This is a genomic window from Dyella sp. A6 (assembly GCF_036320485.1).
GTDB lineage: Bacteria > Pseudomonadota > Gammaproteobacteria > Xanthomonadales > Rhodanobacteraceae > Rhodanobacter_A > Rhodanobacter_A aluminiiresistens.
In genome coordinates this window covers 438,016-463,594 of sequence record NZ_CP132911.1, presented here as the reverse complement: position 1 = coordinate 463,594, position 25,579 = coordinate 438,016, and the positions used below count along the sequence as shown (strand labels likewise).

The 25,579-nt window shown below is 67.1% G+C and carries 23 protein-coding genes; 5 read left to right on the top strand and 18 right to left on the bottom strand.

Annotated elements, in window-relative coordinates; genetic code table 11:
- Positions 1-59 precede the first annotated feature (59 nt).
- Entirely contained in the window at positions 60-1,139 is a 1,080-nt protein-coding gene (locus RA164_RS01825) for a fimbrial protein (protein ID WP_329742279.1), read from the top strand.
- A gap of 77 nt (positions 1,140-1,216) precedes the next feature.
- Here RA164_RS01825 and RA164_RS01820 read toward each other — a convergent pair whose 3' ends face one another.
- A complete protein-coding gene (locus RA164_RS01820) occupies positions 1,217-1,576 on the bottom strand; it encodes a hypothetical protein (RefSeq protein WP_329742278.1) in 360 nt (119 codons plus the stop codon).
- A gap of 444 nt (positions 1,577-2,020) precedes the next feature.
- A complete protein-coding gene (locus RA164_RS01815; RefSeq protein ID WP_329742277.1) occupies positions 2,021-2,767 on the bottom strand; it encodes an FAD-binding oxidoreductase in 747 nt (248 codons plus the stop codon).
- A gap of 93 nt (positions 2,768-2,860) precedes the next feature.
- Between RA164_RS01815 and RA164_RS01810 the strand changes: the two genes are divergently transcribed.
- Both RA164_RS01810 and RA164_RS01805 read left to right on the top strand, forming a co-directional pair.
- The gene (locus tag RA164_RS01810) at positions 2,861-3,835 is read left to right on the top strand and encodes an ABC transporter ATP-binding protein (RefSeq protein WP_329742276.1); all 975 of its coding nucleotides are present in this window, start codon (positions 2,861-2,863) and stop codon (positions 3,833-3,835) included.
- On the top strand, positions 3,832-4,611 hold the full coding sequence (locus tag RA164_RS01805) for an ABC transporter permease (RefSeq protein WP_329742275.1): 780 nt from the start codon (positions 3,832-3,834) through the stop codon (positions 4,609-4,611). The genes RA164_RS01810 and RA164_RS01805 overlap by 4 nt, the downstream gene beginning before the upstream one ends.
- A gap of 31 nt (positions 4,612-4,642) precedes the next feature.
- On the opposite strand, the gene RA164_RS01800 is transcribed toward RA164_RS01805, so the two are convergent.
- The 14 genes from RA164_RS01800 to gspE all read right to left on the bottom strand — a co-directional run bounded on the left by RA164_RS01800 (position 4,643) and on the right by gspE (position 22,621).
- A complete protein-coding gene (locus tag RA164_RS01800) occupies positions 4,643-5,893 on the bottom strand; it encodes a TIGR03862 family flavoprotein (RefSeq protein WP_329742274.1) in 1,251 nt (416 codons plus the stop codon).
- A 137-nt stretch (positions 5,894-6,030) separates the two neighbouring features.
- On the bottom strand, positions 6,031-8,304 hold the full coding sequence (locus tag RA164_RS01795) for a protease pro-enzyme activation domain-containing protein (RefSeq protein ID WP_329742273.1): 2,274 nt from the start codon (positions 8,302-8,304) through the stop codon (positions 6,031-6,033).
- A gap of 784 nt (positions 8,305-9,088) precedes the next feature.
- Complete coding sequence (gene hrpB, locus RA164_RS01790) at positions 9,089-11,620, bottom strand: ATP-dependent helicase HrpB (RefSeq protein WP_329742272.1); 2,532 nt, start codon at positions 11,618-11,620, stop codon at positions 9,089-9,091.
- A gap of 73 nt (positions 11,621-11,693) precedes the next feature.
- Positions 11,694-13,997 (bottom strand): type II secretion system secretin GspD, encoded by a 2,304-nt coding sequence (gene gspD, locus RA164_RS01785; RefSeq protein ID WP_329742271.1) that lies wholly within the window; start codon positions 13,995-13,997, stop codon positions 11,694-11,696.
- Positions 13,998-14,000: 3 nt separating this feature from the next.
- Complete coding sequence (locus RA164_RS01780) at positions 14,001-14,732, bottom strand: hypothetical protein (protein WP_329742270.1); 732 nt, start codon at positions 14,730-14,732, stop codon at positions 14,001-14,003.
- A complete protein-coding gene (gspM, locus tag RA164_RS01775; protein WP_329742269.1) occupies positions 14,729-15,373 on the bottom strand; it encodes a type II secretion system protein GspM in 645 nt (214 codons plus the stop codon). The genes RA164_RS01780 and gspM overlap by 4 nt, the downstream gene beginning before the upstream one ends.
- Positions 15,370-16,545: a PilN domain-containing protein gene (locus RA164_RS01770; protein WP_329742268.1), complete on the bottom strand. Its 1,176-nt coding sequence runs from the start codon at positions 16,543-16,545 to the stop codon at positions 15,370-15,372. The genes gspM and RA164_RS01770 overlap by 4 nt, the downstream gene beginning before the upstream one ends.
- Positions 16,542-17,399, bottom strand: a complete 858-nt coding sequence (locus RA164_RS01765) for a type II secretion system minor pseudopilin (RefSeq protein WP_329742267.1) — start codon at positions 17,397-17,399, stop codon at positions 16,542-16,544. Before RA164_RS01765 ends, RA164_RS01770 begins: the two co-directional genes overlap by 4 nt.
- Positions 17,400-17,419: 20 nt before the next feature.
- Complete coding sequence (locus RA164_RS01760) at positions 17,420-18,088, bottom strand: prepilin-type N-terminal cleavage/methylation domain-containing protein (RefSeq protein ID WP_329742266.1); 669 nt, start codon at positions 18,086-18,088, stop codon at positions 17,420-17,422.
- Complete coding sequence (locus RA164_RS01755; RefSeq protein ID WP_329742265.1) at positions 18,085-18,495, bottom strand: prepilin-type N-terminal cleavage/methylation domain-containing protein; 411 nt, start codon at positions 18,493-18,495, stop codon at positions 18,085-18,087. Before RA164_RS01755 ends, RA164_RS01760 begins: the two co-directional genes overlap by 4 nt.
- On the bottom strand, positions 18,492-18,908 hold the full coding sequence (locus RA164_RS01750) for a GspH/FimT family protein (protein WP_412731083.1): 417 nt from the start codon (positions 18,906-18,908) through the stop codon (positions 18,492-18,494). Before RA164_RS01750 ends, RA164_RS01755 begins: the two co-directional genes overlap by 4 nt.
- Positions 18,909-19,033: 125 nt before the next feature.
- A complete protein-coding gene (gspG, locus tag RA164_RS01745) occupies positions 19,034-19,465 on the bottom strand; it encodes a type II secretion system major pseudopilin GspG (protein ID WP_329742263.1) in 432 nt (143 codons plus the stop codon).
- Between the two features lie 42 nt (positions 19,466-19,507).
- On the bottom strand, positions 19,508-20,725 hold the full coding sequence (gene gspF, locus RA164_RS01740; RefSeq protein ID WP_329742262.1) for a type II secretion system inner membrane protein GspF: 1,218 nt from the start codon (positions 20,723-20,725) through the stop codon (positions 19,508-19,510).
- 162 nt (positions 20,726-20,887) lie between these two features.
- Positions 20,888-22,621: a type II secretion system ATPase GspE gene (gene gspE, locus RA164_RS01735; protein WP_329742261.1), complete on the bottom strand. Its 1,734-nt coding sequence runs from the start codon at positions 22,619-22,621 to the stop codon at positions 20,888-20,890.
- Between the two features lie 212 nt (positions 22,622-22,833).
- Between gspE and RA164_RS01730 the strand changes: the two genes are divergently transcribed.
- Entirely contained in the window at positions 22,834-23,628 is a 795-nt protein-coding gene (locus RA164_RS01730) for a TatD family hydrolase (RefSeq protein WP_329742260.1), read from the top strand.
- A 1-nt stretch (position 23,629) separates the two neighbouring features.
- Here RA164_RS01730 and RA164_RS01725 read toward each other — a convergent pair whose 3' ends face one another.
- Positions 23,630-24,256 (bottom strand): flavin reductase family protein, encoded by a 627-nt coding sequence (locus RA164_RS01725; protein ID WP_329742259.1) that lies wholly within the window; start codon positions 24,254-24,256, stop codon positions 23,630-23,632.
- An 84-nt stretch (positions 24,257-24,340) separates the two neighbouring features.
- On the opposite strand from RA164_RS01725, the gene RA164_RS01720 reads away from it, so the two are divergent.
- Entirely contained in the window at positions 24,341-25,030 is a 690-nt protein-coding gene (locus RA164_RS01720) for an ArsR/SmtB family transcription factor (protein ID WP_329742258.1), read from the top strand.
- A gap of 10 nt (positions 25,031-25,040) precedes the next feature.
- Here RA164_RS01720 and RA164_RS01715 read toward each other — a convergent pair whose 3' ends face one another.
- Positions 25,041-25,574 (bottom strand): pseudouridine synthase, encoded by a 534-nt coding sequence (locus tag RA164_RS01715; protein WP_329742257.1) that lies wholly within the window; start codon positions 25,572-25,574, stop codon positions 25,041-25,043.
- Positions 25,575-25,579 lie beyond the last annotated feature (5 nt).

Below are 25,579 nucleotides of genomic sequence, written 5' to 3'. Positions count from 1 at the left end.
ACACACCCGAGCCCGCAGCTCGCGGGCACCGCCTGTTTATCGATGCACGAGGCCATGACATGCACGTATCCACATCTGCAGCCTCGACCGCCACGCTGCGTACAGGCGCACTGTCCACACGTCGTGCACTTGGCCTGCTGCTCGCCAGCCTGTTGCTGATCGGCCTGGCCATGGTGCCGCATACGGCCAGGGCGACATGCTGGTTTACGTCGGGAAGCGCAACGAACGTCACCTTCAATGCGGGCACCATCACGCTGACGCCCAGCACGCAGGTCGGCACGGTGCTATGGACGTCGAGCACGGCCAGCCCGGCCAATCCGCCCGACCTCGCATGCGACAGCAACACCAACGGCGGCATCGTCAACACCATTGCCGCGTCAACGCCGGTCAATGGCAACGACACGCTGATTCCCACCGGCATTCCCGGCATTTCCTATCGCCTGCCGCACCCCGATACCAGCAACTATCTGGCGCTGTATCCGAACTATCCCACGGCCAGCGGCAACTACAATTTCAGCGTGGCGTCCAATCTGCAGTTGGTCTATACCGGACCGTACCTGCCGCCGAACAACAGCAGCCTGACCGGCCAGCTCTCGCAGTGGAAGATCGACATCTGCAGCAACCCGCGCGTGAACGGTAGGGGCGACTACAAGGGCTGCTACAGCAATGTCAGCGCCCAGCCGGTGGAAACGTTCAACATCAACGCCACCATCCTGATCCAGGTGCCGACCTGCGATATCGATTCCGGTTCGGTGAACAAGACGGTGGTACTGCCGAGCATCGCCACCACACAGCTTTCGGGGCCAGGTTCGACCACCGGTGATACGCCATTCAGCCTGCAGCTGACCAACTGCCCCTCGAACCTGGGGGTATTCATCACTCTCAATACCAGCAGCCCCCAGGCCGGTGCCACCGGCGTAATCGCTCCGGCAGGGTCGGGCTACGCAAGCGGTATCGGAGTGCAGATCCTACAGGCGAACGACAGCACGCCGGTGACCTTCGGTACAGCCATCCAGAGTGGCGTGACCTCGTCGAGCAATTACAACATCGATCTTCACGCCCGTTACTACCAGACCGGCAGCACGATCTCGGCGGGCCCCGTGAAAGGCGTCGCCACCTACACGCTCAACTATCAGTGACGCGGACCAGCGCTCGAAGCACCCGCGGGGATGGCCTAGCGGCGGCAATACCCGCCAGGGTGTACACGCTTACTCGCTTACTCGTACGTGCGTGTGACCATCGTCGCATCGGCGACATGGGCCGACGCCAGGTAGCCGGCGTAATAGTGCAGCAGAGGGCTGCCCACGGTGGTCGCAGGGGCAAGATGCTCAACCGACAACACATAGGTCGATGCATTCGAGGCACTCGCAAGCGTCACACCGCCACCGCAAGTGAACGCGTGCACCGACGATGCAGCTCCCGCGGACAATGCCGCACTCTCGGCCGGTGCCGTGCAGGTCGCAACCACGACGGCACCACTGAAGGTTATCCGCCCACCCTGGGATTTCGCCGGCATGGCACAGAGCATCCCGCTGACAAGGCACGCTGCGATCGCTAGGCGAATCGAACTGCTCATACTGCCTCCTACTGCGCCCGCAAATGAGAAGGACGCTTAACGTGCTTGTCGGCAGTGGGAGGTTTAGCTTTAGCGACGGGTGGCAACTAAATTTCTTTCCGGAAGCCCCTGTTTCCCCTGCCGTTGCGGCACGACCCCGTCCCTCGGACCCGCCACAATCGGCGCTGCTATGCGCTTTTCGAGGAGATACTCCAGCGTATGTGATCAAGATGTGATCAGCAGGAAAGACATGGCGACCGAATTTTGTCGGTCGTCGAAAATGTGACGCAGTTGACGTTTTGCTGACCTGCCGACAGCGACTCATGTATCCCGGCAGGAACGCCACCCACACCAAGGGTCCGGCAGCAACATGACCGGCCAGCGACAGCCATACGGATACGCCCCGCACCGAACGCGCGGCGTTCGCGGGTCCAGACCTGCAGAAGCAGGGAAAAAGCGCTCAGCTCAGCGCGACGAGATGTACTTCTCGCGCCGGATTTGCGCGACCGGCAAGCCGTATTCCTTCAGCGCGGTGAAGGCAGCATCGACCATGTTCGGATTGCCGCACAGATAGGCGATATCGCGGTCCGCATGCGGTTGCAGCTCGGCCAGCACGTCCTGCACATGGCCGGCGCGATCGTCCGGGCGCGGCTCGGTACGCGGCTGGCGGCTGAGACAGCCGTGGAAGGTGAAGCCCGGATGGGCCTGGGCGAAAGCCTCGAATTCCGCCCCGTAGAGCAGTTCCTGCTCGCTGCGCGCACCGTACAGCAGCACCACCTCGCGATCGCCAGCGGCCAGCAGCCGTGCCAGCTTCGGCAGCATCGCCCGGTACGGCGTGACGCCGGTACCGGTCGCCAGCAGCAGATAGCGCGGGTGGACATCGGCATCCTGCAGGCAGAAGCGCCCGTAGGGGCCGCTGGCGTCGATCTCGCCGCCGACCTCCAGTCCGCCCAGCAGCGCGGTCGCCGCGCCGCCTTCCACATAGCTCACCGCGATCTCGATGCGCTGTACCGGCGACTGGCCGTCGCCCACCGTGGCCACCGAGTAGCTGCGCTTGGTCGGGGTGCCGTCGTCGTAGTGGAAATGGACCTGCAGGAACTGGCCCGGCACGAAGGCCAGCGGCTGGCCGTCGACCCGCTCGAAGGCAAGGTGACGGACGGTGGGCGCCAGCATGTGGCTGTCGACAAGACGAAGCTGGAAGTGGTCGGCCATGATTTACCCGGGAAACGGTGCGTGTGTCCGGCGGAACCAGACGACAGGAAACAGCCCGGTATAATAAAGGGCTCAGCCCTCCCGGTGCAGCCCATGTCCCAGTCACACCCCGATACGACGCCCGCACTGGTCGTCGACAATCTGCGCAAGACCTACGGCAACGGCGTGCAGGCGCTCAAGGGCGTCTCGCTGACCGTGCAACCCGGCGACTTCTTCGCCCTGCTCGGCCCCAACGGTGCCGGCAAGTCCACCCTGATCGGCATTCTCTCGTCGCTGGTCAACGCCAGCGATGGCGACGCGCGCATCTTCGGCGTGTCGGTGAACCGGCAGCGCAACGAGGCGATGAAGCTGATCGGCCTGGTACCGCAGGAGATCAACTTCAACCAGTTCGAGAAGCCGTTCGACATCTGCGTGAACGAAGCGGGTTTCTACGGCATCCCGCGCAAGGTCGCCGCCGCCCGCGCCGAGAAGTACCTGAAGGAACTGCGCCTGTGGGACAAGGCCTTCGGCCAGGCGCGCGAGATGTCCGGCGGCATGAAGCGCCGCCTGATGATCGCCCGCGCGATGATGAACGAGCCGAAGCTGCTGATCCTGGACGAACCCACCGCGGGCGTGGACATCGAGATCCGCCGCTCGATGTGGCAGTTCGTCAGCGGCATCAATGCCGCCGGCACCACGGTGATCCTCACCACGCATTACCTGGAGGAAGCCGAGCAGCTGTGCCGCAACATCGCCATCATCGACCACGGCACCATCGTGGAGAACACCACGATGAAATCGCTGCTGGCCAAGCTGGACGTGGAAACCTTCGTGCTGGACACCGCCGCACCGGTCGATGGCCTGCCGACGCTGGACGGCATCGCGCTGCGCCGCGTCGACGAGCGCACGCTGGAGGCGGAAATGCCCCGCACGCATGACCTCAACTCGCTGTTCGCGGGGCTCTCCGCGCACGGCATCACGGTGACCTCGATGCGCAACAAGACCAACCGGCTGGAAGAACTGTTCGTGCGCCTGGTCGAGGGCGGTCGCGACAACCAGGCCACCGCCGCGAAGGAGGCCACCGCATGAGCAGCAACCTCGCCGCCAACCTCGTCGCCTACCGCACCATCGCCCGGCGCGAGATCGTGCGCATCCTGCGCATCTGGACGCAGACGCTGATTCCGCCGGTGATCACCATCACGCTGTACTACGTGATCTTCGGCAAGCTGATCGGCGGGCGCATCGGCACCATTGAAGGCTTCCCATACATGCAGTTCCTAGTACCCGGCATGGTCATGATGAGCTCGATCAACAGCAGCTACATGAACATCTCCAGTTCCTTCTTCGGTTCCAAGTTCCAGCGCTCGGTGGAAGAGATGCTGGTGGCACCGATGTCGAACTGGACGATCCTCGCCGGCTATGTCACCGGGGCGGTAGCGCGCGGACTGGCGGTCGGCGCCCTCGTACTGGGTGTGGCGCTGTTCTTCACGCGTCTACACATAGTGCACCCACTGGTAGCGCTGGTCTCGATCCTGCTGGGCGCGACCATCTTCGCCCTGGCCGGCTTCATCAACGCGATCTACGCGAAGAAATTCGACGACATCGCCCTAGTACCCACCTTCGTCATCCAACCACTGACCTATCTGGGCGGCGTGTTCTACTCGATCAAGATGCTGGGCGAGCCGTGGCAGGCGATCTCGCGCGCCAACCCGATCCTGTACATGGTCAACACCTTCCGTTTCGGTGTTCTGGGCATCAGCGACGTGCACGTCGGCACCGCCCTGCTGGTGATGGTGGCGTTCGTGGTGGTGCTGGCGCTGGTCGCGATGCAATTGCTGAAGCGCGGCGTGGGCCTGCGTTCCTGAGCAGCGATCACCAGTTCTCCGGCGCGCGCGCTCAAGGCGCGCGCCGTTGTTCCTTCAGCCAGTCGACCACACCCTGCGCCGCCAGCCGGCCGCTGGCAAAGCAGGCGGTAAGCAGGTAGCCGCCGGTCGGTGCTTCCCAATCAAGCATCTCGCCGGCACAGAACACACCGGGACGGACCTGTACCATCAGGCGCTCGTCCAGCGCATCCAGCCGCACGCCGCCCGCAGTGCTGATCGCCTCGGCCAGCGGGCGCGGCGCGCGCAGGCGCAAGGGCAGCGCCTTGATCCAAGCGGCCAGCGCCTGCGGGTCGGCCAGCGTGGCCTTGTCCGCCGTCTCGAACACCAGCGCACACTTCACCGCATCCAGCCCGGCACGACGGCGCAGCCAGTCGCCCAGGCTGTGCTTGCCGCGCGGCGCACCCAGGCGCAAGGCCAGCTCCGCCTGCTGCCGTCCCGGCGCCAGATCGAGCCGTAATACACCGCCCCGGCCGGCCGCAAGCTGCTGGCGCAGATCCGCACCGATCGCATAGATCAGGCTGCCTTCGATACCGTACTCGCTGAGCACGCATTCGCCCTGGCGCGCGCGCGCGACGCCATCGGCGCTGGTCCAGTGGGCCACCACCGCCTTCAGCGGCGTGCCGGCGAAGCGGCTGCGCAGGTGTTCGCTCCAGTCGATCTCAAAGCCGCAGTTGGCCGGTTGCAGCGGTGCCAACGCCACACCTGCGTCGCGCATCACCGGCACCCAGCTTCCGTCCGAACCCAGCTGCGGCCAGCTGCCGCCGCCCAGCGCAAGTACCACCGCGTCGGTCGCGATGAAATGTTCGCCGGTCGCCGTGTCGAAACGCAGGGCGCCGTCGGCCGTCCAGCCCTGCCAGCGGTGATGCATGTGGAAACACACGCCCTGGGCATGCAGCCGCCGGACCCAGCCGCGCAGCAGCGGCGCGGCCTTCATGTCGCGCGGGAACACCCGACCCGAACTGCCGGTGAAGGTGTCCACGCTCAGTCCATGCGCCCACGCTCGCAGATCGTCGGCACCGAATACCCGCAGCCAGCGCGCCACTTCGTCCCGACGCCCGCCATAGCGCTGTACGAAGGGTTCGAACGGTTCGCCATGGGTCAGGTTGAGCCCGCCCTTGCCGGCCAGCAGGAACTTCCGTCCCGGCGAGCCCATGCTGTCGTACAGGTCGACGTCGTAGCCGGCAGCGCGCACGGTCTCGGCGGCCATCAGTCCGGCCGGTCCGCCACCGACAATGGCCACGCGTGCGGGAGATTGCTGAGTCATCCGCCTATGGTCGCACGCAACACCCGCACGACAAGCCCGTCATCCATGCTTTGTACACAAAAGAAAGGCCCGGCCATCAGTGGCCGGGCCTCATTGCGAGGAGACAGCTGGCGTGCATTCCTGCGCGCCCCATGCCATCAGAACGTCAGGCTCCAGTTGTTCAGCGTGCCGTAGTCACCGAAGTACCACGGGTCGTTATCGATCACTTCCAGCTTCCAGGTGCCGTTGCCCTGCACCGACGAGGCATTCACCGTATAGGTGGTGTCGATGTTGCCGTCGTTGTTGTAGTCGGGCTGCCGCAGCACCACATACGAGCCATTCGGTTCGTACAGCACGATCTCCAGGTCACCCGACCAGTTATGGGTAATGTTGACGTGCACCTGGAGGGCGCTCGGCGCCGATCCGGACTCGCCGCTGACGTTGATGCTGCTGGTGACGGTGGCGTTGTCGTTGATCACCATCGACGTGTTGTTGCTGAACACGCCGCCATTGCTGCTGCTGGAAACCGTCACCGACTCGGTCTTGCTGCTGGTGGCGCCGGTGCTGTCGGTGACCGTCTCGGTCACGTTGTAGGAGCCCGCTGCCGCATACGTATGGCTCGGGTCGGCCGAGGTCGAGGTGCCGCCGTCGCCGAACGTCCACGCATACGAGCTGATGCTGCCGCCGGTGTCGCTGGAGCTGTCGGTGAAGCTGGCGGTGAGGCCGCTGGCGGTGTAGGTGAAGTTGGCGACCGGGCTGCCGCTGGTACCGCCACCGCCGGTGCCGCCACCGGAGCCACTACCGCTACCGGCAACGTGACTCACGAAGTTGGCGATGTCGATCGAGCCGAAACCGGTGCAGTAGTCCCAGCCGGTCGCGGCGGTCTCGCCGTTGTTGTTGCCCGAAGTGACGTCATGGAAGTCGGTCGCATAGTTGCTGGCCGCATCCGAATAGATCAGCGGCGCGGCGAAGCCCAGCGACGAGTCCGTCGCCAGGGTACGCGCCCACACGCCCACGAACAGCGGCGAGGCCAGGCTGGTACCGCCGATCTGCTGGTTCGCCCCGTCCACGATCACCGTGGCACCCGATACCGGACTGGCGTCGAAGGCCACATCGGGCACGCCGCGGTAGCTGCTGCCCGCGTTCTGTCCGACATTCTTCTGCCAGCTCGGCTGTGCCTCGAAGGTGCTCGGGCTGCCGCCGGTGGCGCCTTCGTTCGAGCTCAGGTTGTTCCACACCGTCTCGTTGGTCCAGGTGGTCCCCGAGGTATACAGCTCGGTACCGCCGACCGCGACCACATACTGCGAGTCCGCTGGCCAGCTCGGCGTGATGCCGCCGTTGCCGCATTCGTCGGCACCGCTGTCGCCAGAGGACACAGAGAAGGTCTGGCCCTGCGCGTCGGCCTGTTCGAAGATGTTGTCGCCGGTGGCCGCGCCGTTGGTTTCCGAGCCCGTCTCGCAACCACCGATGGACACGTTGATCACGCGGACCAGATTGTCCGTCACCGCCTTGTTGAAGGCGTCGATCAGCGGCTGCGTATTCAGACTCGAAGTGTCGTACAGATAGAACGCCTTGACGCCTCCGGACATGCCGGCGATGTCCTGGGTGTCCAGGTCCCACTCGCCGTCGCCGCTGGTGTCGCTGCTCGCGCCATCCACGGCCACTACATTCATCGGGATGCTGCCGAGGCTGGGGTGCTGGCTCAGGAACGAGCTGAAGTCGCTCTGCACGTTCGTCATGCTGCCTTCGGTGATCACGCCGACATTGACCGTCGAACCAGTCGCCGTGCTGCCGGCATCGTAGATCGTCGCGAAGTCGGTCGGGTTGTGCCCGGTGGCCGAGCCGGTGGCATCGACGTGCACCGGCTGCAGCACGTGGAAGACATGCACGTTCTGCAGGCCGATGACCTCCAGCACGGTATTCTGCAGCGACGCAGGAATCTTCACCGCACTGGACGTGGCGTAGGCATCACGCCCATCGTGCGTGTGCACGCGCACGAACGAAGTATGGAACGCATTGGCCGCCACATCGGCACGGCCGGATGCCGTCACCAGTTGGCGGTTGGCCGCGATGTGCACGTCCTTGAAGCCTTCCTTTTTCAGGAAGTTGGCGACAGCCTGGGCACTGGCCTTGGTGGGCCCGTACTTGGCCATGAATTGCGCAGGCGTCAGGTTGGCGTGGTGCGGATCGGCCACGAACGCATCCAGCTCGGCCTTGTTGCGCAGCTTCAGCGACACCGCGACATTCATCGGCTGGCTCTGGCTCAACAGGCCAAGCACCTTGTCGCCGGCATGCAGCCGGGTGGCGTTGCGGATGATGTGCAACGCGGCCTGGCTGCTGGCGGCGGCACTGGCCGGCGCCGTGCACAAGGTCATGGCCGCAGCCATACCGATGGCTGCGGTCAGCGCTTTCAGACGAAAACGATTCGACATTGACTAACTCCCCAAGATTTTCGGGGACGAACGGCCCTTACGCGGCCGCAGCGACCCCGTGGCAATAACATGCCGCGCTCGTGCGCGACTCCATGTAACAAAGTTGCCTGCTAACGGATTCCCTGAGCACCCGTCGTAGCAATTTCCCCGGTCCATCCTGCAGTCCGGGATACGGGACATCGCTCCAGCAGCACCCCTGACACCCTTGCCGCTGCGGAATCATCCGCCAGTTAACCCCTCGACGGATCATTCGAACCTAAATTGAAAAAACAGCAGCGTCAATAACACGACCGCATTGCAGTGAACACGGTCACGCCGCCGCAGAAAATCGGTCGAATGAATGTGCTTGATGAAAATCGATCAAAATAATCATACAAAACTATTTATTGCATTCATTCGCGCATGCCTTACTTCATGACAATGCCTGCATGAAAGGCAATATAAGAACTTATCAAACATGCACTTATGAACAATCAAGGCCATATTCATCGCATGACACACGCACGAAATCGCATCGACACCAGCCACTGCGAACGACCCGCAAAAAAACCGGATCGCGGCAGCATATAAATCACTCACGTCAGCCCGAAGAAAGTATTTTCATTGCAACTGGTAAGCCCAGCGAAAGCTTTCCGGCCTTATCCAGTAAGCCTCACGCAAGAAAATCGTTTTAAATGAATGAATGCCTAAATGAAGACCTTCATAAGGCGCATTCTCGGCAGCTGTCTCCGCACAGACACGAAACGTTTTGCGTGCAGCGAGTGAAAGCCGTCACGGGTTTTGCTCAGTGACCGCGCGGCTTGGCCCGATGCGTGGGCGTGGCCGTCCACGGATCTTCGGGCCAGGGATGCTTGGGATAGCGCCCCTTCAGTTCCTTCTTCACGTCCGGATAGGTGCGCTCCCAGAATCCCTTGAGATCCTGCGTGACCTGAATCGGCCGACCTGCCGGCGACAGCAGATGCAGCGTCACCGGCACGCGACCGCCACCGATACGCGGTGTGTCGGCAAGTCCGAACAGCTCCTGCAGTTTCACCGCGAGCACCGGCGGCTCGCCCGGCGCATAGTCAAGCCGGCGCGACTGGCCGCTGGGAACCGTCAATGCGTCGGGCGCATGCGTGTCGAGGGCATGGCGCTGGGCGTAGTCGTACAGCGCCGCCAAAGCCTGTGACAACGCATCGGCGGACAGTGCGTCGAGCCGATGCTTGCCGTGCAGGGCGGGAGCCAGCCAGCTTTCCAGCGTCGCCAGCAGGCTGTCGTCGGAAACATCGGGCAGGCCCAGCTCGGGCATCCAGGCACGCAATGACTGCATGCGCAGTCGCAGGCGACGCGCCGCATCGCTCCACGGCAAGGCGTCGAGTCCCTTGCTGCGGATCGCTGCAAGCAGCGCCGGCAACGCGTCTTCCGGCTGCACCGGCACGCTGCGCCGCTCCAGCACGATCGCGGCGAAGCGACGTTCCTCGAACGCCTCCACCGCATCGCGTGCGTCGTTCCAGCGCAGTACGCGCTCGCGCGTGAAGCGGGCCGGATAGTCGCGTTCCAGCACGCGCGGATCGAACGGGGCTGCTGCGAGGATCAGGCTGTCGCGCGCTTCGAAACGCAGATCCAGCGCCACCAGCCAGGGTTCGCCCAGCAATGCCGTCTGTTCGTGCAGGCGCACACCGCGTCCATTGGCGAGCGTGTAGCGCAGCGGGTTCGACGGGTCCTGCCGCGCCACCCGGTCGGGAAAGGCGTGCAGCAGCAGGTCGCCGACCGCATGGCTGTCCGGCGTGCCGCTGGCAGCACTGCGGACCTCCATGCGTCGACGCCAGCCCTTGGCGGCCTGCTCGATCGCCGCCAGCGCGCCGCTATCGGCGCTGCGGCCGGCGCCACCGCCACGCCGGTCGCGCCAGGCATGCAGTGCATCCACCCGCAACCGGAAGTCGTCGCTGCGCGCCTGCGCCCCACGCAACGGCGAGCGTGCATCCATCAGCGCCAGCAGGTCGGCGACCAGCGGCCGCAGCGGCTCATCCGCGCGCCATGCGGCAACCCCCAGCCGGGGATGCGCACCCAGCGTCAGCAGTTCGTGCCCCAGTGCGGTCAGCCGTCCATCCGTTTCCAGCGCGCCCAGAACCACGAGCAGCTCGCGCGCCTGCGCCAGCGCACCGGCCGGCGGCGGATCGAGCCATGGCAGATCGCCACCCGACGCCGTGATGCCCCATGCCGCCAGCTCCAGCGCAAGCCCGGACAGCTCGGCCTGCACGATCTCCGGCGTGCGCGACACGTCCAGCCGACGGCTCTGCGGCCACAGGCGATAGGCCGTGCCTTCGGCGACGCGGCCCGCGCGACCCGCACGCTGGTCGGCCGACGCCTGCGAGATCGTCACCGTTTCCAGGCGGGTGAAACCCGAGCTCGGGTCGAAGCGCGGCTCGCGCGCCAGGCCGGCATCGACCACTGCGCGTATCCCCGGCAGGGTAATGCTGGATTCGGCCACGTTGGTGGCCAGCACGACACGCCGGCAGCCCGGCTCGGCCGGCGCCAGCGCATGCTGCTGTTCCGCCAGCGAGAGTTCACCGTGCAGCGACACGACCTCGATCGCCTGGTCGGCACCCTCGGCAGCGAAGGCCTGCTCCAGCACCGAGTGCGCCCGGACTATCTCGCCACGCCCGGGCAAGAACGCCAGCACATCGCCCGGGTTCTCGGCCAGCGCCTGCCGCACGGCGCGCGCCAGCTGATGTTCCAGGGTTTCCTGCACCCGTGCCGGCGGATGGACGACGTGTACCGGAAAGCTGCGTCCCGGACTGCTGATCCTTGGCGCGTCGAGCCACTGCGCGATGCGTTCGCCATCGAGCGTGGCGGACATCACCAGCAGACGCAGCTCAGGTCGCAGCGTCGCCTGCACGTCCAGCGCCAGCGCCGCGCCGAGATCGCCGGCCAGGTGACGTTCGTGGAACTCGTCGAACAGGATCGCGCCGATGCCGCGCAGCTCCGGATCGTCCTGGATCAGGCGGGTGAGAATGCCTTCGGTCACCACCTCGATGCGGGTGGCCGGACCGACCTTCGCCTCGAAGCGGATGCGGTAGCCGACCGTCTGTCCCACCGCCTCGCCCAGCTGCTGCGCCATGAACTGCGCGGCCGAGCGCGCAGCGATGCGCCGCGGTTCCAGCATCACGATCTTCTCCCCGGCCAGCCAGTCGGCATCAAGCAGGGCCAGCGGCACCTGGGTGGTCTTGCCCGCGCCGGGCGGCGCCTCGAGCACCAGTCGCGTCCCTTGCGCCAACGCAGCGCGGATATCGGGCAACAGGGGAGCGATCGGGAACGAGGGCGTGGCGGTTTTCATGCCCGCGCATGATAACGGCGATACCGCCGATCATCCCGCGCCGCCCGGCTACCGGCCGGACGGCGCGGCCGGTTCAGTGCACGGACGTCTTGTCGGTCGTCGTCCCGGGCTTGGCACGCAGCGGCGCCAGCGACTCGAATTCGCGCTGGTAGTCGTCGGTGATCGCGCGCGCGTCCGCGCTGTTGCGGATCACCTTCGGCGTGATCAGCACGATCAGCTCGGTGCGCTTGCGGCTGTCGCCGGTGCTGCCGAAAAGCTTGCCGAACACCGGGATGCGGCTGAGCCACGGCACGCCGGTATTGGTGGTGCCATCGTCCTGTTCGATCAGGCCACCAAGCAGAACGGTCTGCCCGCTCTGCACCGCCACCTGCGTGCCGATCGCGCGCTGCGAGATGGTGTAGTTGCCCTGCGCGTTCTGCGCGCTAGGCGTGCTCACCTGCTGTTCGACATTCAGGTAGACCAGACCGCCCGGATTCACCCGTGGCTGCACGTTGAGGATCACACCGGTATCCATGTACTGCACGCTGCTGGCCGTCGTGGTGGTGCCCGACAGGCCGATCAGCGAGGTTTCGTTCACCGGTATCTGGTCGCCCACCTGGATATGCGCGGTCTGGTTGTTGAGCACCACCAGCGACGGTGCGGACAGTGTCTTGGTATTGCCACTGCTCTCCATCGCCTGCACCGCCACCTGCATCTTGCTGTTGAGGAACGAATAGAAGAACGGCTGGCCGGTGAAGGTATTGCCGCCCGAACCCAGCGCGATCTGGCGATGCCGGTACGGTTCGCCCGGGGTGATGGTGCCGTTGCTGTTGGTGGTGCTGCCGGTGAGCCCCTGCAGATACCACTGCACGCCAAACTGGAACTGCCCGGAGAGGGTCACCTCGAGAATGCGGGTTTCGATCTGCACCTGCAGCGGCACGTTGTCGAGCTTCTTGATCGCATCCTTGATCTCGGCCCACTGCGATGGCCGCGCACGCACCAGCAACTGGTTGTTCGCGTCGACCGAGCTGATCCTCACGCTGCCGTCAGGCGAACTGTAGGAACGATCCTGGCTGGACGCACTGGTGAAGCTGCTACCAATGCTGCCGGCCGAGCCACCGAAACCGCCCTGCCCGCCGGAACCGAGACGGCTGCCGGTACCGGTCATTCCCGAGGTGCCGCCGAGACCGCCGGTGGTGGCACTGCCGAAGCTGCCGGCGCCGCTGCCCATGCCGCTGGCCGAGCCGCGGGCATTGTTGCCAAGGCCCAGCGTGCCCGAGCGCAGCCCGGGGCCGACCTGGCCACCGCTGTCGCCGCTGGCACCCGCGCCATTGGTGTAGATCTCGGCCAGATATTTGGCCAGGTCCGACGCTTTGATGTTGCGCACGTCGTACACGTAGAGCTGGGGCTGGTTGCCGCCGCCCTGGTCGATCTTGCGGACCCACGCGCCGACCTCGTCCACATACGCCGGCTGGGTGCTGATCACCACCAGGGCGTTGGTGCGCTTGATCGGGATGAAGCGCAGCATGCCCGCCAGCGGCGTGTCGCCCTTGGGCCCGAACATCTTCTCCAACTGCGGCATCAGGTCGTCCACGCCCGCATGCTGCAGGTTGAACACGCCGACCGACATGCCGCGCAGCCAATCCACGTCGAAGGTGCGGATGGTGCGCGCGTAGTCCTGCAGCTCATCCGGTGTGCCCGACAGCACCAGCAGGTTGCGCGCGGCATCGGCCAGCAGGATCGAATCGGGTCGCGCGAACGGCTTCAGCAGCTTCTGCATCTCGGTCGCGGAGATGTAGTGCAGCGGAAACAGCTGGGCCTGCAGGCCCGCCTGCGGTGCCGGCGCGCCCAGGCCGGGCACCAGGTTGCCGGCCACCGCGTCCTTGGTCGGCAGCACCACGTAGCCACCGTTCTGCTGTACCAGTGCGTTGTTGGTCCACGACAGCAGTGTTTCCAGGATCGGCAGCGCCTGGCTGGCCATGACCGGCTCGGAGGTGGAGAAGGAAATATTGCCCTGCACACCCGGCACGATCGTGTAGTTCTTCTTCAGCAGGTCACCCAGGATCGCCTTCACCACCGCCTGCACCGGCTGGTTCTCGAAGTTGAACGTGACCGCCCCCTTGCCACTGGCCTCCTTGCGCGGGCGGGCCAGCGGCTGCGGCCGGATGAAGCGCCCACTGCCGCGGCTGATCTCGGTGGTCGCCGCGGTCCCGCCCGACGATGCGTTGTTGTTGTTCAGGGGAAGCGGCTTGGGCGGCGGCAGCTCGGTGCCGGCCATCGCCTCGCGCTGCAGATTGCCGTTGTCCTTCGGTTGCGGCAGCGTGGCGCAGCCTGCGAGCGTGACCAGCAGCGCGATCGCGCCGACGCGAAGAAACGGATGCATGAACGTACGTGACATGAATCAATGATCTCCATCGTCGGCCCGGTGCTGCCGGGCGCGTTGTTTCAGAATGGCTGCCTTGAGTCGAAGCATGCGCTGCAGCTCCACGCCCTGTGGAGGCGCGGGAATCGGTGGCTGGCCACGCCCAGTGGCACGCAGCGGCATGCCGGGCAAGGGACGCGCACGGCCGCTGACCGGCATCGGCCCGCGCCCGGCGAGTGGCGGCGCGGCGGCTGCATGCGCCGGCGGCGGTGCATCGATCGGCGCACCGGCCGGCAGCTTCAGCACGGTGCGGCCGGTGGTCGAGGCGAACACCACCGAGCGGGGTTCCAGCGCAACCAGCTTCCAGCGTCCGTCGGGCAGCATCTCGCCCTCGCGCACACGCACTTCCTTCGGGTGATCCTTGTCGCTGACGCTCTTGTCGCGCAGCAGGGCCATGCGCAGCCCGGGCGTGATGATGATGCCGGTGAGCTCCAGGTCGCCCAAGCTGACCCGGGCGCCGTCGCCGTCGTCGGCCGATGGCTTGCGGTCCTTGCTGAACAAGGGGTGCTGCCAGACGGTGGCGTAACTGTCGAGCGGCGGCGGTGGCGGCAACGGTGCCTGGTGCAGCGGCGGCAGCGGCGCGGCGCGGTGTGGCGCCTGCCAGCGCACGCCGCGGCCCAGTCCCGACAGCAGCACCACGAAGACCGCGCCGAGCAGCAGCACCGCACCGACCAGCCAAGGCGTCAGACGACGCTGGTTCGCCGCGTTCATGGCGTGCCCTCCCGGCCGGTTGCGTCCGCTGGCGAGGTGGCCGACACCGCGCCACGCACATAGCCGGCAAGGGTGAACTGCACTTCCAGCAGGGCCGCGTCCTTGTGCTGTATCGCCGCAACCGGGTTGCGGTACAGGCTGAAGTTGCTGACGAACAGATAGGGCGTTCCCTGCTCCAGCGTGTACAGCAGGTCCACCAGCGGACGCATGCCGCAGCGCAGGCTGATGCTCACCGCCACGCGGCGGTACGGCTCGTTGTGCTGGCTGTCGGTGTTGGTCACCGGCATCTTCTGGGTGACCTCGCAGGTGCCGTCCTGGGCATGCGCCGAGGCATCGTCGACCACTCGCTGCATCAGTCCCGCCGCGGCGGCGCTGGGCTCGCGCTCGGGCAGGAAGGCGTGACTGTCTGCCTGGCCCTGGCCCAGTTCAGCGAGGCGTTTCCGCAGCTGCGGCTGCTCGGCGATGATGCTGGCGTAACGCGCCTGGGTCAGGCGCAGGTCGTCCATGCTGCTGTCGATGCGTTGCAGCGGCGCCACGAACCACCAGTGCAGCAGCACCAGGTAAGCCAGCGCCAGTGCCAGCAGCAGCAACAGGATCGCCGCGATGCGACGCTCCAGCGGCTTCATCGGCTTCAGCTTCATGGCGTGCCTCCCGGCGGACGCGCCTGTCCGGGCGAGGCATGTTTCGCCCCGGCGAGTGCGGGCTTCAGCGCTTGCGCGACCATGTAGAAACGTTCCTTGCCGCTGGACGGGTCGCGCTGGATCACCCCCTGGAATCCCGGGTTGCCGATCCAGCGGCTGCCCTGCAACGCGTCGACCAGATGCGCGGCCTTGGCGCTTTGTCCCTGGAAGCCGATCTGCCCGCCGTCGCCCAGCGTGAAACGTTCCAGCCAGGTGTCGTCGGGCAGACGCGCGGTGAGGTCCTGCAACACGTCGAGCACCGATACCGCCTGCGCCTTGCGCTGTGCCAGGAAGCCGGCCGCACCGGCACTGTCCTGCAACTGCCGGCGCAACAGCGCAACCCGCTGCGCCTGCGCGTGCATGCTGTCCACCTGCGCCTGCATCGCGGCCAGTGCATCCTCGCGGTTGCCCAGCCACTGTCCCAGGCACAGCAGCACCAGCAACAGCGCCGCGGCCGCCAGCGCCAGGTTCAGGCGCTGCCGCGGATCGCGCCGCACGCGCGCCTGCTCCCGCGGCAACAGGTTCACCCCGAGGCGACGCGGACCGTCGGCCAGATCGACCGCGTCGACCGCGATACCGGCCTCGCGCAGGCGTTGCAGTTGCAGGTCGAGGGCACTGCGTGGCACGGCCACCAGCTCGGCATGGAAGCGGCCCGCGGCAGCCGCGTCCGGCAGTTCGCGCAGGTCGTAGAACACCTGCTCGACCCGGAACGGGGTCTGCCGGTCCATCTCGAAAGCGCCGACCTGGCGCAAGTTGTCCCGCGCGGCCAGCGGCAGCCACAGGCGGCGGCGCAAGGCCGCGTCGGGGGCCAGGCACAGCGCCAGGCGCAGGTCGTGCACGTCGGTGCCGGCGGTCGCCGCGGCCAGTGCCGCCTGCTGCGCGGCGGCTTCCTGCGCCTCGTCCCAATGCGCCAGTACCGCAGCATCGCCGTCACGGCGCAGCGTCCACTGCCGGCCCTCGTGCTGCAGCAGGCACCACACCGCGCCACTGCCGAACAGCGTGCGCCAGCGTGCCGGCAACATGCCGCGCAACTCGCCCCCCCACCAGGCGAAGAAGCCTGGCAGCGGCGAACCGCGCCAGGCACGGCGCAAGCGCTCGAGCTGCGGACGCAGCGACTGCGATGCGGAATTCATTCCCCCTCTCCCTCCTGCCAGCGCAACACCGCGAAACCCTGCGAACCCGGGCGCCCCCCCTGCGTGCGGATCGTGGCGCGCAGGACCGCCCGCGTGCCATCGGCCAGAACCGCGACCGAACGGATACTATGCGTTACGCCACCACCGACGGCCAAGCCCGGCTGCCCGGACTGCCCAGCCAGGCGGGTCGCGATCAGCCTGCGCGCGTGCTGCAGGGTCATGCCCGGCAACGACGCCAGCGCCAGCAGTGGCGCGGTCGCCGGATCGGGGCGTGGACGGCCCGACCAGATGGTCAGGTCGGGTGCGATGCGGGCATACAGCGCCGGGGTCATGCCGAGCACCATCTGCAGTTCTTCCACGCTTGCGAACGGGCCGCAGCGCGGACCATAGCTGCGGCCCGCGGCAAGATACGGTTCGGCGCGCTGGCGCCGCTGTTCGCTGCTCAAAGCGAAGCTGCGCCACGCCACCACCGCCTGGGCCAGCGCAGCGGCCTGCTCCGGTGCCTCGCCGGCCACGCGGAACAGCCGCGTCAGGATGTGGGGCGACGCGGTGTTCAGGTCCACCTTGCCGGTCTCGCTGGTGATGGACACGCTGATCTGGGCGCCATTGAAGCGGAACCGGTAACTGCGCCCGTCGGCAACCCATCGATCGGCGGGATTGGCTGCCTGCAGGGCGTACACCGCCCGCATCAGGCCGGCCTGGGCGTCGTAGTGCGCGCCGGTCTGCTCGAACTTGTAGCGCGCCTGCAACCCTTCGGTGCGAGCCATCGCGGCATAGCCACCCAGCAGGATCGCCAACAGCGTGCAGGCCCACATCACCACCAGCAGGGCCACGCCCTTCTGGTGGTGATGCATCGACCTCGACGGATACCGGCTCACCGCACCACCCCCTGCGCACGCAGACCACCCAGCGGATCGGTGACGCCCACGCCGGCCAGCGCACTCACCCGCAGCGGCACGTCCAGCCGCGGCCAGTCACGGCCGTCGTCCAGCTTCAGCCGCAGCACGACCAGCGCCGGCATGCGATGTCCGTCGGGCCAATCGCTGCGCCACGCTGCCGGTTTGCCGTTGCGGTCCACGCCGCGATAGGCGAAGCCGCCACCGCGGATGCCGTCCAGCAGCACCTGCGTATCGCCCAACGGCCTGGGCGCACTGCCGTCGGGCGGCAGGATCGCAAAGCGCGCTTCCAGCCGTTCGCCGCCATGGCCATCGGACACCAGTTCGATCTGCTGCAGTTGCGGACCGAGCCGGCCGAGGTAACCGGGCAGCGGCGCCACGAAGCGCATCTTGTGCGCATCGCCGCTGAAGAACAGTGGCCGGCCCTGGCTGTCGTGCGCGATCGGTTGCGCCAGCGCCTGCGCCAGTTCGCGCCGCAGAAAGTGCTGGGTCGAACTGACCTGGTCGAACTGGCCGATTCTGGCCTCGCCCACGCGCACGGTATGCGTCGCCGTGTGGATACCCGAATACACGCCCAGCAGCAGCAACGCCAGCAGCACCAGCGCGCCCAGCACCTCGAGCAGGGTGAAGCCGGCCATGCGCTTCATGGCACCGGCGCTCCGGGCGTGACGAAAGCGCTCTGCAAGGTGCTGAAATGCGCCTGTTGCGGGCGGGCGGCGGAACCCCACAGCACGTCGAGATCCAGCCGGTAGAGGCGCAGCATGCCCGTCGGCGGAGGTGCCCCCGGCGGCGTCCACGGCGTCACCTGCAAGCGCCAGCGATAACCGTCGCCGAAACGCCCCTGGGTGATGCCCGGTCGCGGCGGACTCAGCGCAAACCGGCTGTCGAGCAGGCTGCGTGCCCACATCGCCGCCTGCTCGTGCGCGATCGATCGCTGCGTCAGTCCGATCGCACCGCCCGCCACCCGCATCAGCGCGGCGAACGCCACCGCCAGCAGCAGGATCGCCACGATCACTTCGAGCAGGGTGAAACCGCGGCACGATGCACGCGTCATTTCGGCACCATGTCGACCACGCTCACGCCGCCGGTCAGCCACGACACGTCGACGTGCCACTGGCGACGACCGCTTTCGAGAGTGATGCGGCCCCCAGTGGAACTGCCGTCGGGGAAGAAGCGGATGCGCGCGATGCCATCACGGCCCTGGTCCATGCTGGCGCTGGTGATGCCCACACGCATGCCCCGCGGCAAGGTCACTTCACGGCCGTTCGCGCCGTGATAGCTGTCGTTGCGTGTGTCCAGCACGAAACTGCGTTCGGCTCCATGCACCACGGCCTGGGTCCGGGTTGCACGCAGCGCCGCGGCCAGTTCGCTGCTGGCCGCATCGATGCGCGCGCTGGCCAGGCCATGGGTCACCGAGATCGCGGTCGCCGCGGCGGCAATCCCGATCAGCAGGATCACCGCCAGCATCTCGAGCAGGGTGAAGCCGCGGGTGCGCGGATATGCGAAGGGACGCGGCAGCCCGACGGTACTCGACGGCTGCCGCAGGGTCATGCCTGCGTAGGCCCGCCGAGCCGGCTGCCGCATCCCGGCTGTCATTGCCAGTTGCCCACGTCGGCGTTGTAACCGGTGCCGCCGGGGCGGCCGTCCTGGCCGTAGAAGATCAGGTCGTAGCTGCCGTGCTGGCCCGGATACTGGTACCCGAAGGCGTGTCCCCACGGGTCCTTCAGCTGCGAGGGCTTGGCGTAGGGGCCCTGCCAGTTCGGCGCATTGGCCGGCCTGCTGACCAGGTCCTGCAGGTTCGGCGGCGGCGAGCCGTTGTCCAGCGCGTAGCTGTCGATGTCCTGGCCCAGCGTGATCAGCTGCGCCTTGCCCGCGCCGTACTTGCCTTTGTCCACGCTGCGTCCGACCTGACGCACCACGATCGTGCCGATGATGCCGATCAGCACGATCACCGCCAGCATCTCCAGCAGGGTGAAGCCGCGGTGGCGGTGCGGGTGTGCGAAACGCGGTTGCCGATGCTGCATGAGTTGCTTCTCCCTATCGAGACGGAACGGCTTGAGAATGCGCTACTGGATGTTGTTGGTGAGGTTGAGCAGGGGTAGCAGGATCGCCGCCATGATGATCGCCACCAGCACGGTCATCACGATGGTCAGTGCCGGAACCAGCGCGGCGAGCAGGCGGTCGATGCTGCGCCGGCTTTCCAGGTCGAAGGTGTCGGCCACCTTGAGCAGCATGCTGTCGAGCTGACCGGCTTCCTCGCCCACCTGCACCATCTGGATCGCCAGGCGCGGAAACAGCCTGGCCTGCGCCAGCGCCAGGCTGAGCCCGCCGCCGTCCTTGACCTGGTCGGCCGCCTGTCCCAGCGCTTCGTCGAGCGCGCGGTTGCCGGTCACCTGACGGGCAATGCCCAGGGCCGACAACAGTGGCACGCCATTCTTCAGCAGCGTACCCAGCGTCCGCGCAATGCGTGCGGTTTCCACTTTCACCAGCAATGGGCCGACCACCCTCAGCGACAGCAGCCGGGTATGCCAGGCAAGTTTGAACGAGGGATCGCGCATGCGTGCCTGCCAGGCGACGGCGCCGCCGACCAGCACGATCAGGATCAGCCACCACCACGACTGCATCAGGTTGCCGACCGCCAGCACCGCGCGGGTGATCCACGGAATCGGCACCTGCATGTCCTGGAAGATCGGCACGAACTGCGGCACCACATAGGCCAGCAGAAGCACCAGCGACCCCAGCACACCGACCATCAGGAAGGCCGGATAGATCAGCGCATTGACGATGCTGCCGCGCAGCTGCTGCGCGCGCTCCAGGTAGTCGGCCAGGCGGCGCAGGGTTTCCTCCAGCGAGCCACCGGCCTCGCCCGCGCGCACCAGCGAGATGTATAGGCGCGGGAACACGCCGTGCTCTTCCTCCAGCGCCTGCGACAGCGGGGTACCGCCACGCACGCGGTCGCGCACGCGCTCGATCAGCTTGCGCGCGCGTTCGCCTTCGGGCAGGTCGAGCAGAATGCCCAGCGCGCGATCCAGCGGCTGGCCGGCACCGAGCAGGGTCGCCAGCTGGTGGGTGAACTGCGCCAGCTGGTCGCCCGCCAGCGGGCCACGCGCGAACAGCGCGGCCAGGCTGGAGCCGCCGCCGACCGCGTCGGCCGGTTGCGCCTCCAGTGGCGTGTGCCCCTGGTCCTGCAGATGGCCCACCACCTCGTCGACACTGGCGGCCTCCATCTGTCCCTGCAGCAGCTCGCCGGCGGCACTGACCGCCTTGTAGCGGAACTGGGTCATGGCGCGGATGGCCCCATGTATCCGGTACGCCGATGCAACGGCTCCGGTCGCGGCATCATCCGATACCGGTCATCGTGGGCTTCGACCGGAGTACGAACGGAAAAGGCCCGCGCCGGCACCCGCATGCCCGCCACGCGCCGAAACGCCACGTGCATCGCGACCTCAGCCCTCCTGCGTGACACGCAGCACCTCCTCGATGGTGGTGACGCCGGCCACGGCCTTGGCAATGCCGTCCTCGTACATGGTGCGCATGCCCTCGGCACGTGCCTGTTTCTCGATCGCGCCGGCGTCGGCCTTCTGCATCAGCAGGCGCCGCAGCGGGTCGCTCATCACCAGGAATTCCATGATCGCGCGACGGCCGCGGTAACCGGTGGGATTGGCCGCGCTGCTGCCGGGCTTCCACAGCCGGATCGGCCGCTCGTCGGTGTATTTCTCCAGCTCGAACTGGCGGATCACTTCCGGTGACGGCTCGTATGGCGTGGCCGTTTCCGGATCGAGCCGGCGCACCAGTCGCTGCGCCAGGATGCCGTTCACGGTGGAGCCCAGCAGGTAGTCTTCCACGCCCATGTCGAGCAGGCGGGTGATGCCGCCGGCCGCGCTGTTGGTGTGCAGGGTCGACAGCACCAGGTGGCCGGTGAGCGCGGACTGGATCGCGATGCGACAGGTTTCCAGGTCGCGCATTTCGCCGATCATGATCACGTCCGGATCCTGGCGCACGATGGAGCGCAGCGCGCCGGCGAAATCCAGCCCGATCTGCGGCTTCACCTGGATCTGGTTGATGCCCTCGATCTGGTATTCGACCGGGTCCTCGACAGTGATGATCTTCACGTCGGGCGTGTTGATCTTCGACAGCGCGGTGTACAGCGTGGTGGTCTTGCCCGAACCGGTGGGACCGGTGACCAGCAGGATGCCGTGCGGCCGTTCCAGCACCTCGACGAAGCGCGACTGGAAGCGCTCGGTGAAACCCAGCGTGGCGAAATCGAACACGACCGACTCGCGGTCCAGGATACGCATCACCACCGACTCGCCGAAGCTGGTCGGCACGGTGGACACGCGCAGATCCAGTTCCTTGCCCTGCACCCGCAGCTGGATGCGCCCGTCCTGCGGCAGGCGGCGCTCGGCGATGTTGAGCTTGGCCATGATCTTCACGCGGCTGATCACCGCCGCGGTGGAGCTGGCCGGTGGCGCCTCCACCTCGTGCAGCACGCCGTCGATGCGGTAACGCACCTTCAGGCGGTTCTCGAACGGCTCGATGTGCACGTCCGAGGCCCGCTGTTCCACCGCGCGCTGCAGGATCAGGTTGACCAGGCGGATCACCGGCGCCTCGGAGGCCAGGTCGCGCAGATGCTCGACGTCGTCCTCGACATTGGCGCTGCCGTCGAGGTTCTCGACGATCGTGCCCATCGCGGAGCGGCCGCTGCCGTAGTAGCGCTCGATCAGGTCGTCGATTTCCGAACGCAGGCCCACCCGCAGCGTCACCGGCCGGCCCGCCGCCAGCCGCACCGCCTGCAGCGGATACGGGTCGGCCGGATCGGCCACGGCCAGCGCCAGCCCGTCGTCGCCGTCGCGCAGCGGCACCACGTGCTGCTGCTTGAGGAAGCGCACCGAAATATCCAGTTCCGCCGGCGGCAGGTCGGGCGCGTCCTTCGCCACCAGCTGCGGCACATCAAGCAGGTCGGTCCAGGCGTCGGCAAGGTCGCGCTCGGACACCAGTCCAAGCCGAGCCAGCAATGCCGTAAGCGTGCCGTCAGGCGACTCTTCGTGGAGCCGCCGCGCCCGCGCCAGGTCGTTGTCCTTCAGACGCCCGCGCTCGACCAGCAGAGCGCATACCGCCGCTTCGCGATCATCCGCGCCGGCTGGCTCCCTGTCCTGCGCCGGCTGCACGACTGCCGACATATCTCCACCCCTCGTTTATCGCGACGGTCCGCAATGTTCCCCGACCGCAGCCACGCCCCCCAGGCACGGCACAGCCAAACCTCATCATAGGTAACACAACCGCGAAGCGGCTGGCGAGCACGGCTTCGCAGCCGCGGCATCCGCCGGCCGTAGCCAGCGGACTTGCCGATGGCTACCGGTCTGGGACAATGACGCTTTTGAATGGGTTCCCCATGCAGCTGGTCGACATCGGCGCCAATCTGACGCACGAATCCTTCCGCCACGATTTCGACGACGTGCTGTCGCGGGCACGCAGCCACGACGTGGGCCGGATGGTCGTCACCGGCGCATCGCGCGAAGGCAGCGAAGCGGCACTGGCGCTGGCGCAGCGTCACCCCGGCCTGCTGTGGGCCACCGCCGGCGTGCATCCGCATCATGCGGCGGCCTACGACGACGCCACCGACGCCTGTCTGCGCGAACTGGCGCAGGACCCGGCCGTACGCGCGGTGGGCGAGACCGGTCTCGACTATTTCCGCAACTTCTCGCCACGCGAGGCGCAGCTGGAGGCGTTCGAACGCCAGTTGGCGATCGCCGCCGAGCTGGGCAAGCCGCTGTTCCTGCACCAGCGCGACGCGCACGACGACTTCCTGGCGATGCTGCGCCGCTGGCGCGAGCGCGTGCCGGCCGCGGTGGTGCACTGCTTCACCGATACCCGCGAGGCGCTGCACGACTACCTGGCACTGGACTGCCACATCGGCATCACCGGCTGGATCTGCGACGAGCGTCGCGGCAGCCATCTGCGCGAGTTCGTGCACGAGATTCCGGCCGACCGCCTGATGATCGAGACCGACGCCCCTTACCTGTTGCCGCGCACGGTGCGACCGCAGCCCAGTCACCGCCGCAACGAACCGATGTACCTGAAGCACATCTGCGAAGAGGTCGCGCGCGACCGCGGCGAAAGCCCCGAACAGACCGCGGCGCTGACCACTGCCAACGCCTGCCGTTTCTTCGGTCTGGACGCGGCCTGAGCTAGACCTCGGCCTTGAAGGTGCGCCCCAGCGCGGGTCCGCCGCCGACGTAATGGCGGAAGACGTACAGCAGGGGGCGGAAGCGCGTCGGGTCGATATGCTCGCTGCCGTCGATAGTCACTTCCTCGTGTGCGTGCACGCGCAGCACTTCGGTCTCGACCGTGACGAAACCGCCGGGGCCGTCTTTCCAGGCATCGAGGGGGCGCTCATGCCATGCGGTCACGCGCGCCTCCAGTTGCAGCGGGCATTCCGCCACCCGTGGCGCCCGCACCCGCTGCGAAGGCAGCGGCGTCAGCCCGGCCAGCGCGAACTTGTCGGCCGCATGGCGATAACCATGTTTCCAGTCCGGCACCGGGTCGCGGCCCGTCGTCGGCGCCAGTGCCTCGATCGCACGCCACTGCGTGGGAGCAACCACGTTGAGCGTGCATTCGCGCTCGCGCCGCAGGTTGGCCAGGCCCTGGCCGCCGCCGGTCAGGCCCAGCACGACGCGGTCGGCCAGCGCCCAGGCGGAGGACATCGGGGTCAGGTTGGCGCTGCCGCCCTCGTTGCGGGTGGCGATCAACAGCACCGGCGTACCGAAGTACAGAATGCTCGGATGAATGATGCGGGTCGGTATCGATGCGGACATGACCGCCATCCTCGCGTCCATGCCGCCCGCGATGTTTCGGCGACCGGCGAAACATCGGCACGGGCGGCGCGTTAGCATGCGCCCATGACCACAACCCCGACCCGCTACCAGCTTGCCGAGATCGGTGGTCTGCTTGCCGACCCGTCGCGGGCGGCGATCCTGCTGGCGCTGGTTGACGGCCGCGCACGGCCGGCCGGCGAACTGGCACGCATGGCGGGCGTCGCGCCCAGCACCGCCAGCGCGCATCTGGCGCGACTGGTCGAGGGCGGCCTGTTGCAGGTCTTGAACCAGGGGCGGCACCGTTATTTCCGGGTGGCCAACGATCACGTTTCGGCCGTACTCGAAGCACTACCCCTGTTGCGCACGCCACCACGCGATGCGGCGACGGTTCCCGCCACTCGCCCGCTGGTCTTCGCCCGCACCTGCTACCGACACCTGGCGGGACGGCTGGGGGTGGCGCTCTACGAAAACCTGCGCGAGCGGGGCTGGATCGAACTGGGCGAGCAGGCCGTGCGGCTCAGCGCCGACGGTTGCGCGAACCTGCGCGCAGCGGGCCTGTTGCCGGACACGACCGCAATCGCATCGCTGGCTGGACGTGGTTGCCTGGACTGGAGCGAACGCCGGCTGCATCTCGGTGGCCCGCTGGGCGTAGCCATCACCGGACAGCTGCTGCATCGAGACTGGCTGCGTCGCCGCGACGATACGCGCGCTCTGCTGCTGACCCCGCCGGGCCGCGACGGATTGCGCGAACTGGGCATCGTCATCGACATGTGAACCCACCCGCTCAGTCGAGCCGCCGCCACTCGCCCGGTGCCAGACCATCGAGTCCGTACGACCCGATCCGCACGCGGATCAGCCGCAAGGTGGGAAACCCCACCGCCGCGGTCATCCGGCGTACCTGGCGGTTGCGTCCCTCGCGCAGCGTGATCGACAGCCAGCTGGTGGGAATGCTCTTGCGGTAGCGCACCGGCGGGTCACGCGGCCACAGCCAGTCCGGCTCGGCCGCGTGCTCGACCCCGGCCGGCCGGGTCGGTCCGTCTTTCAGCACGACACCACCACGCAAGGCGGCCACGGCCTCGTCGGTAACGGCACCATCCACTTGCACCAGGTAGGTCTTGGGCTGCTTGTGCCGCGGATCGGTCAGGCGATGCGCCAGGCGACCGTCATCGGTAAGCAGCAGCAGGCCTTCGCTGTCGTGGTCGAGCCGGCCGGCAGGGTAGACGCCTTTCTGCGTCACATGGTCCGCCAGCGTGGGGCGGCCATCGTCGCTGGTGAACTGGCACAGCACGCCGTAGGGCTTGTTCAGCGCGATCAGCACGCAGC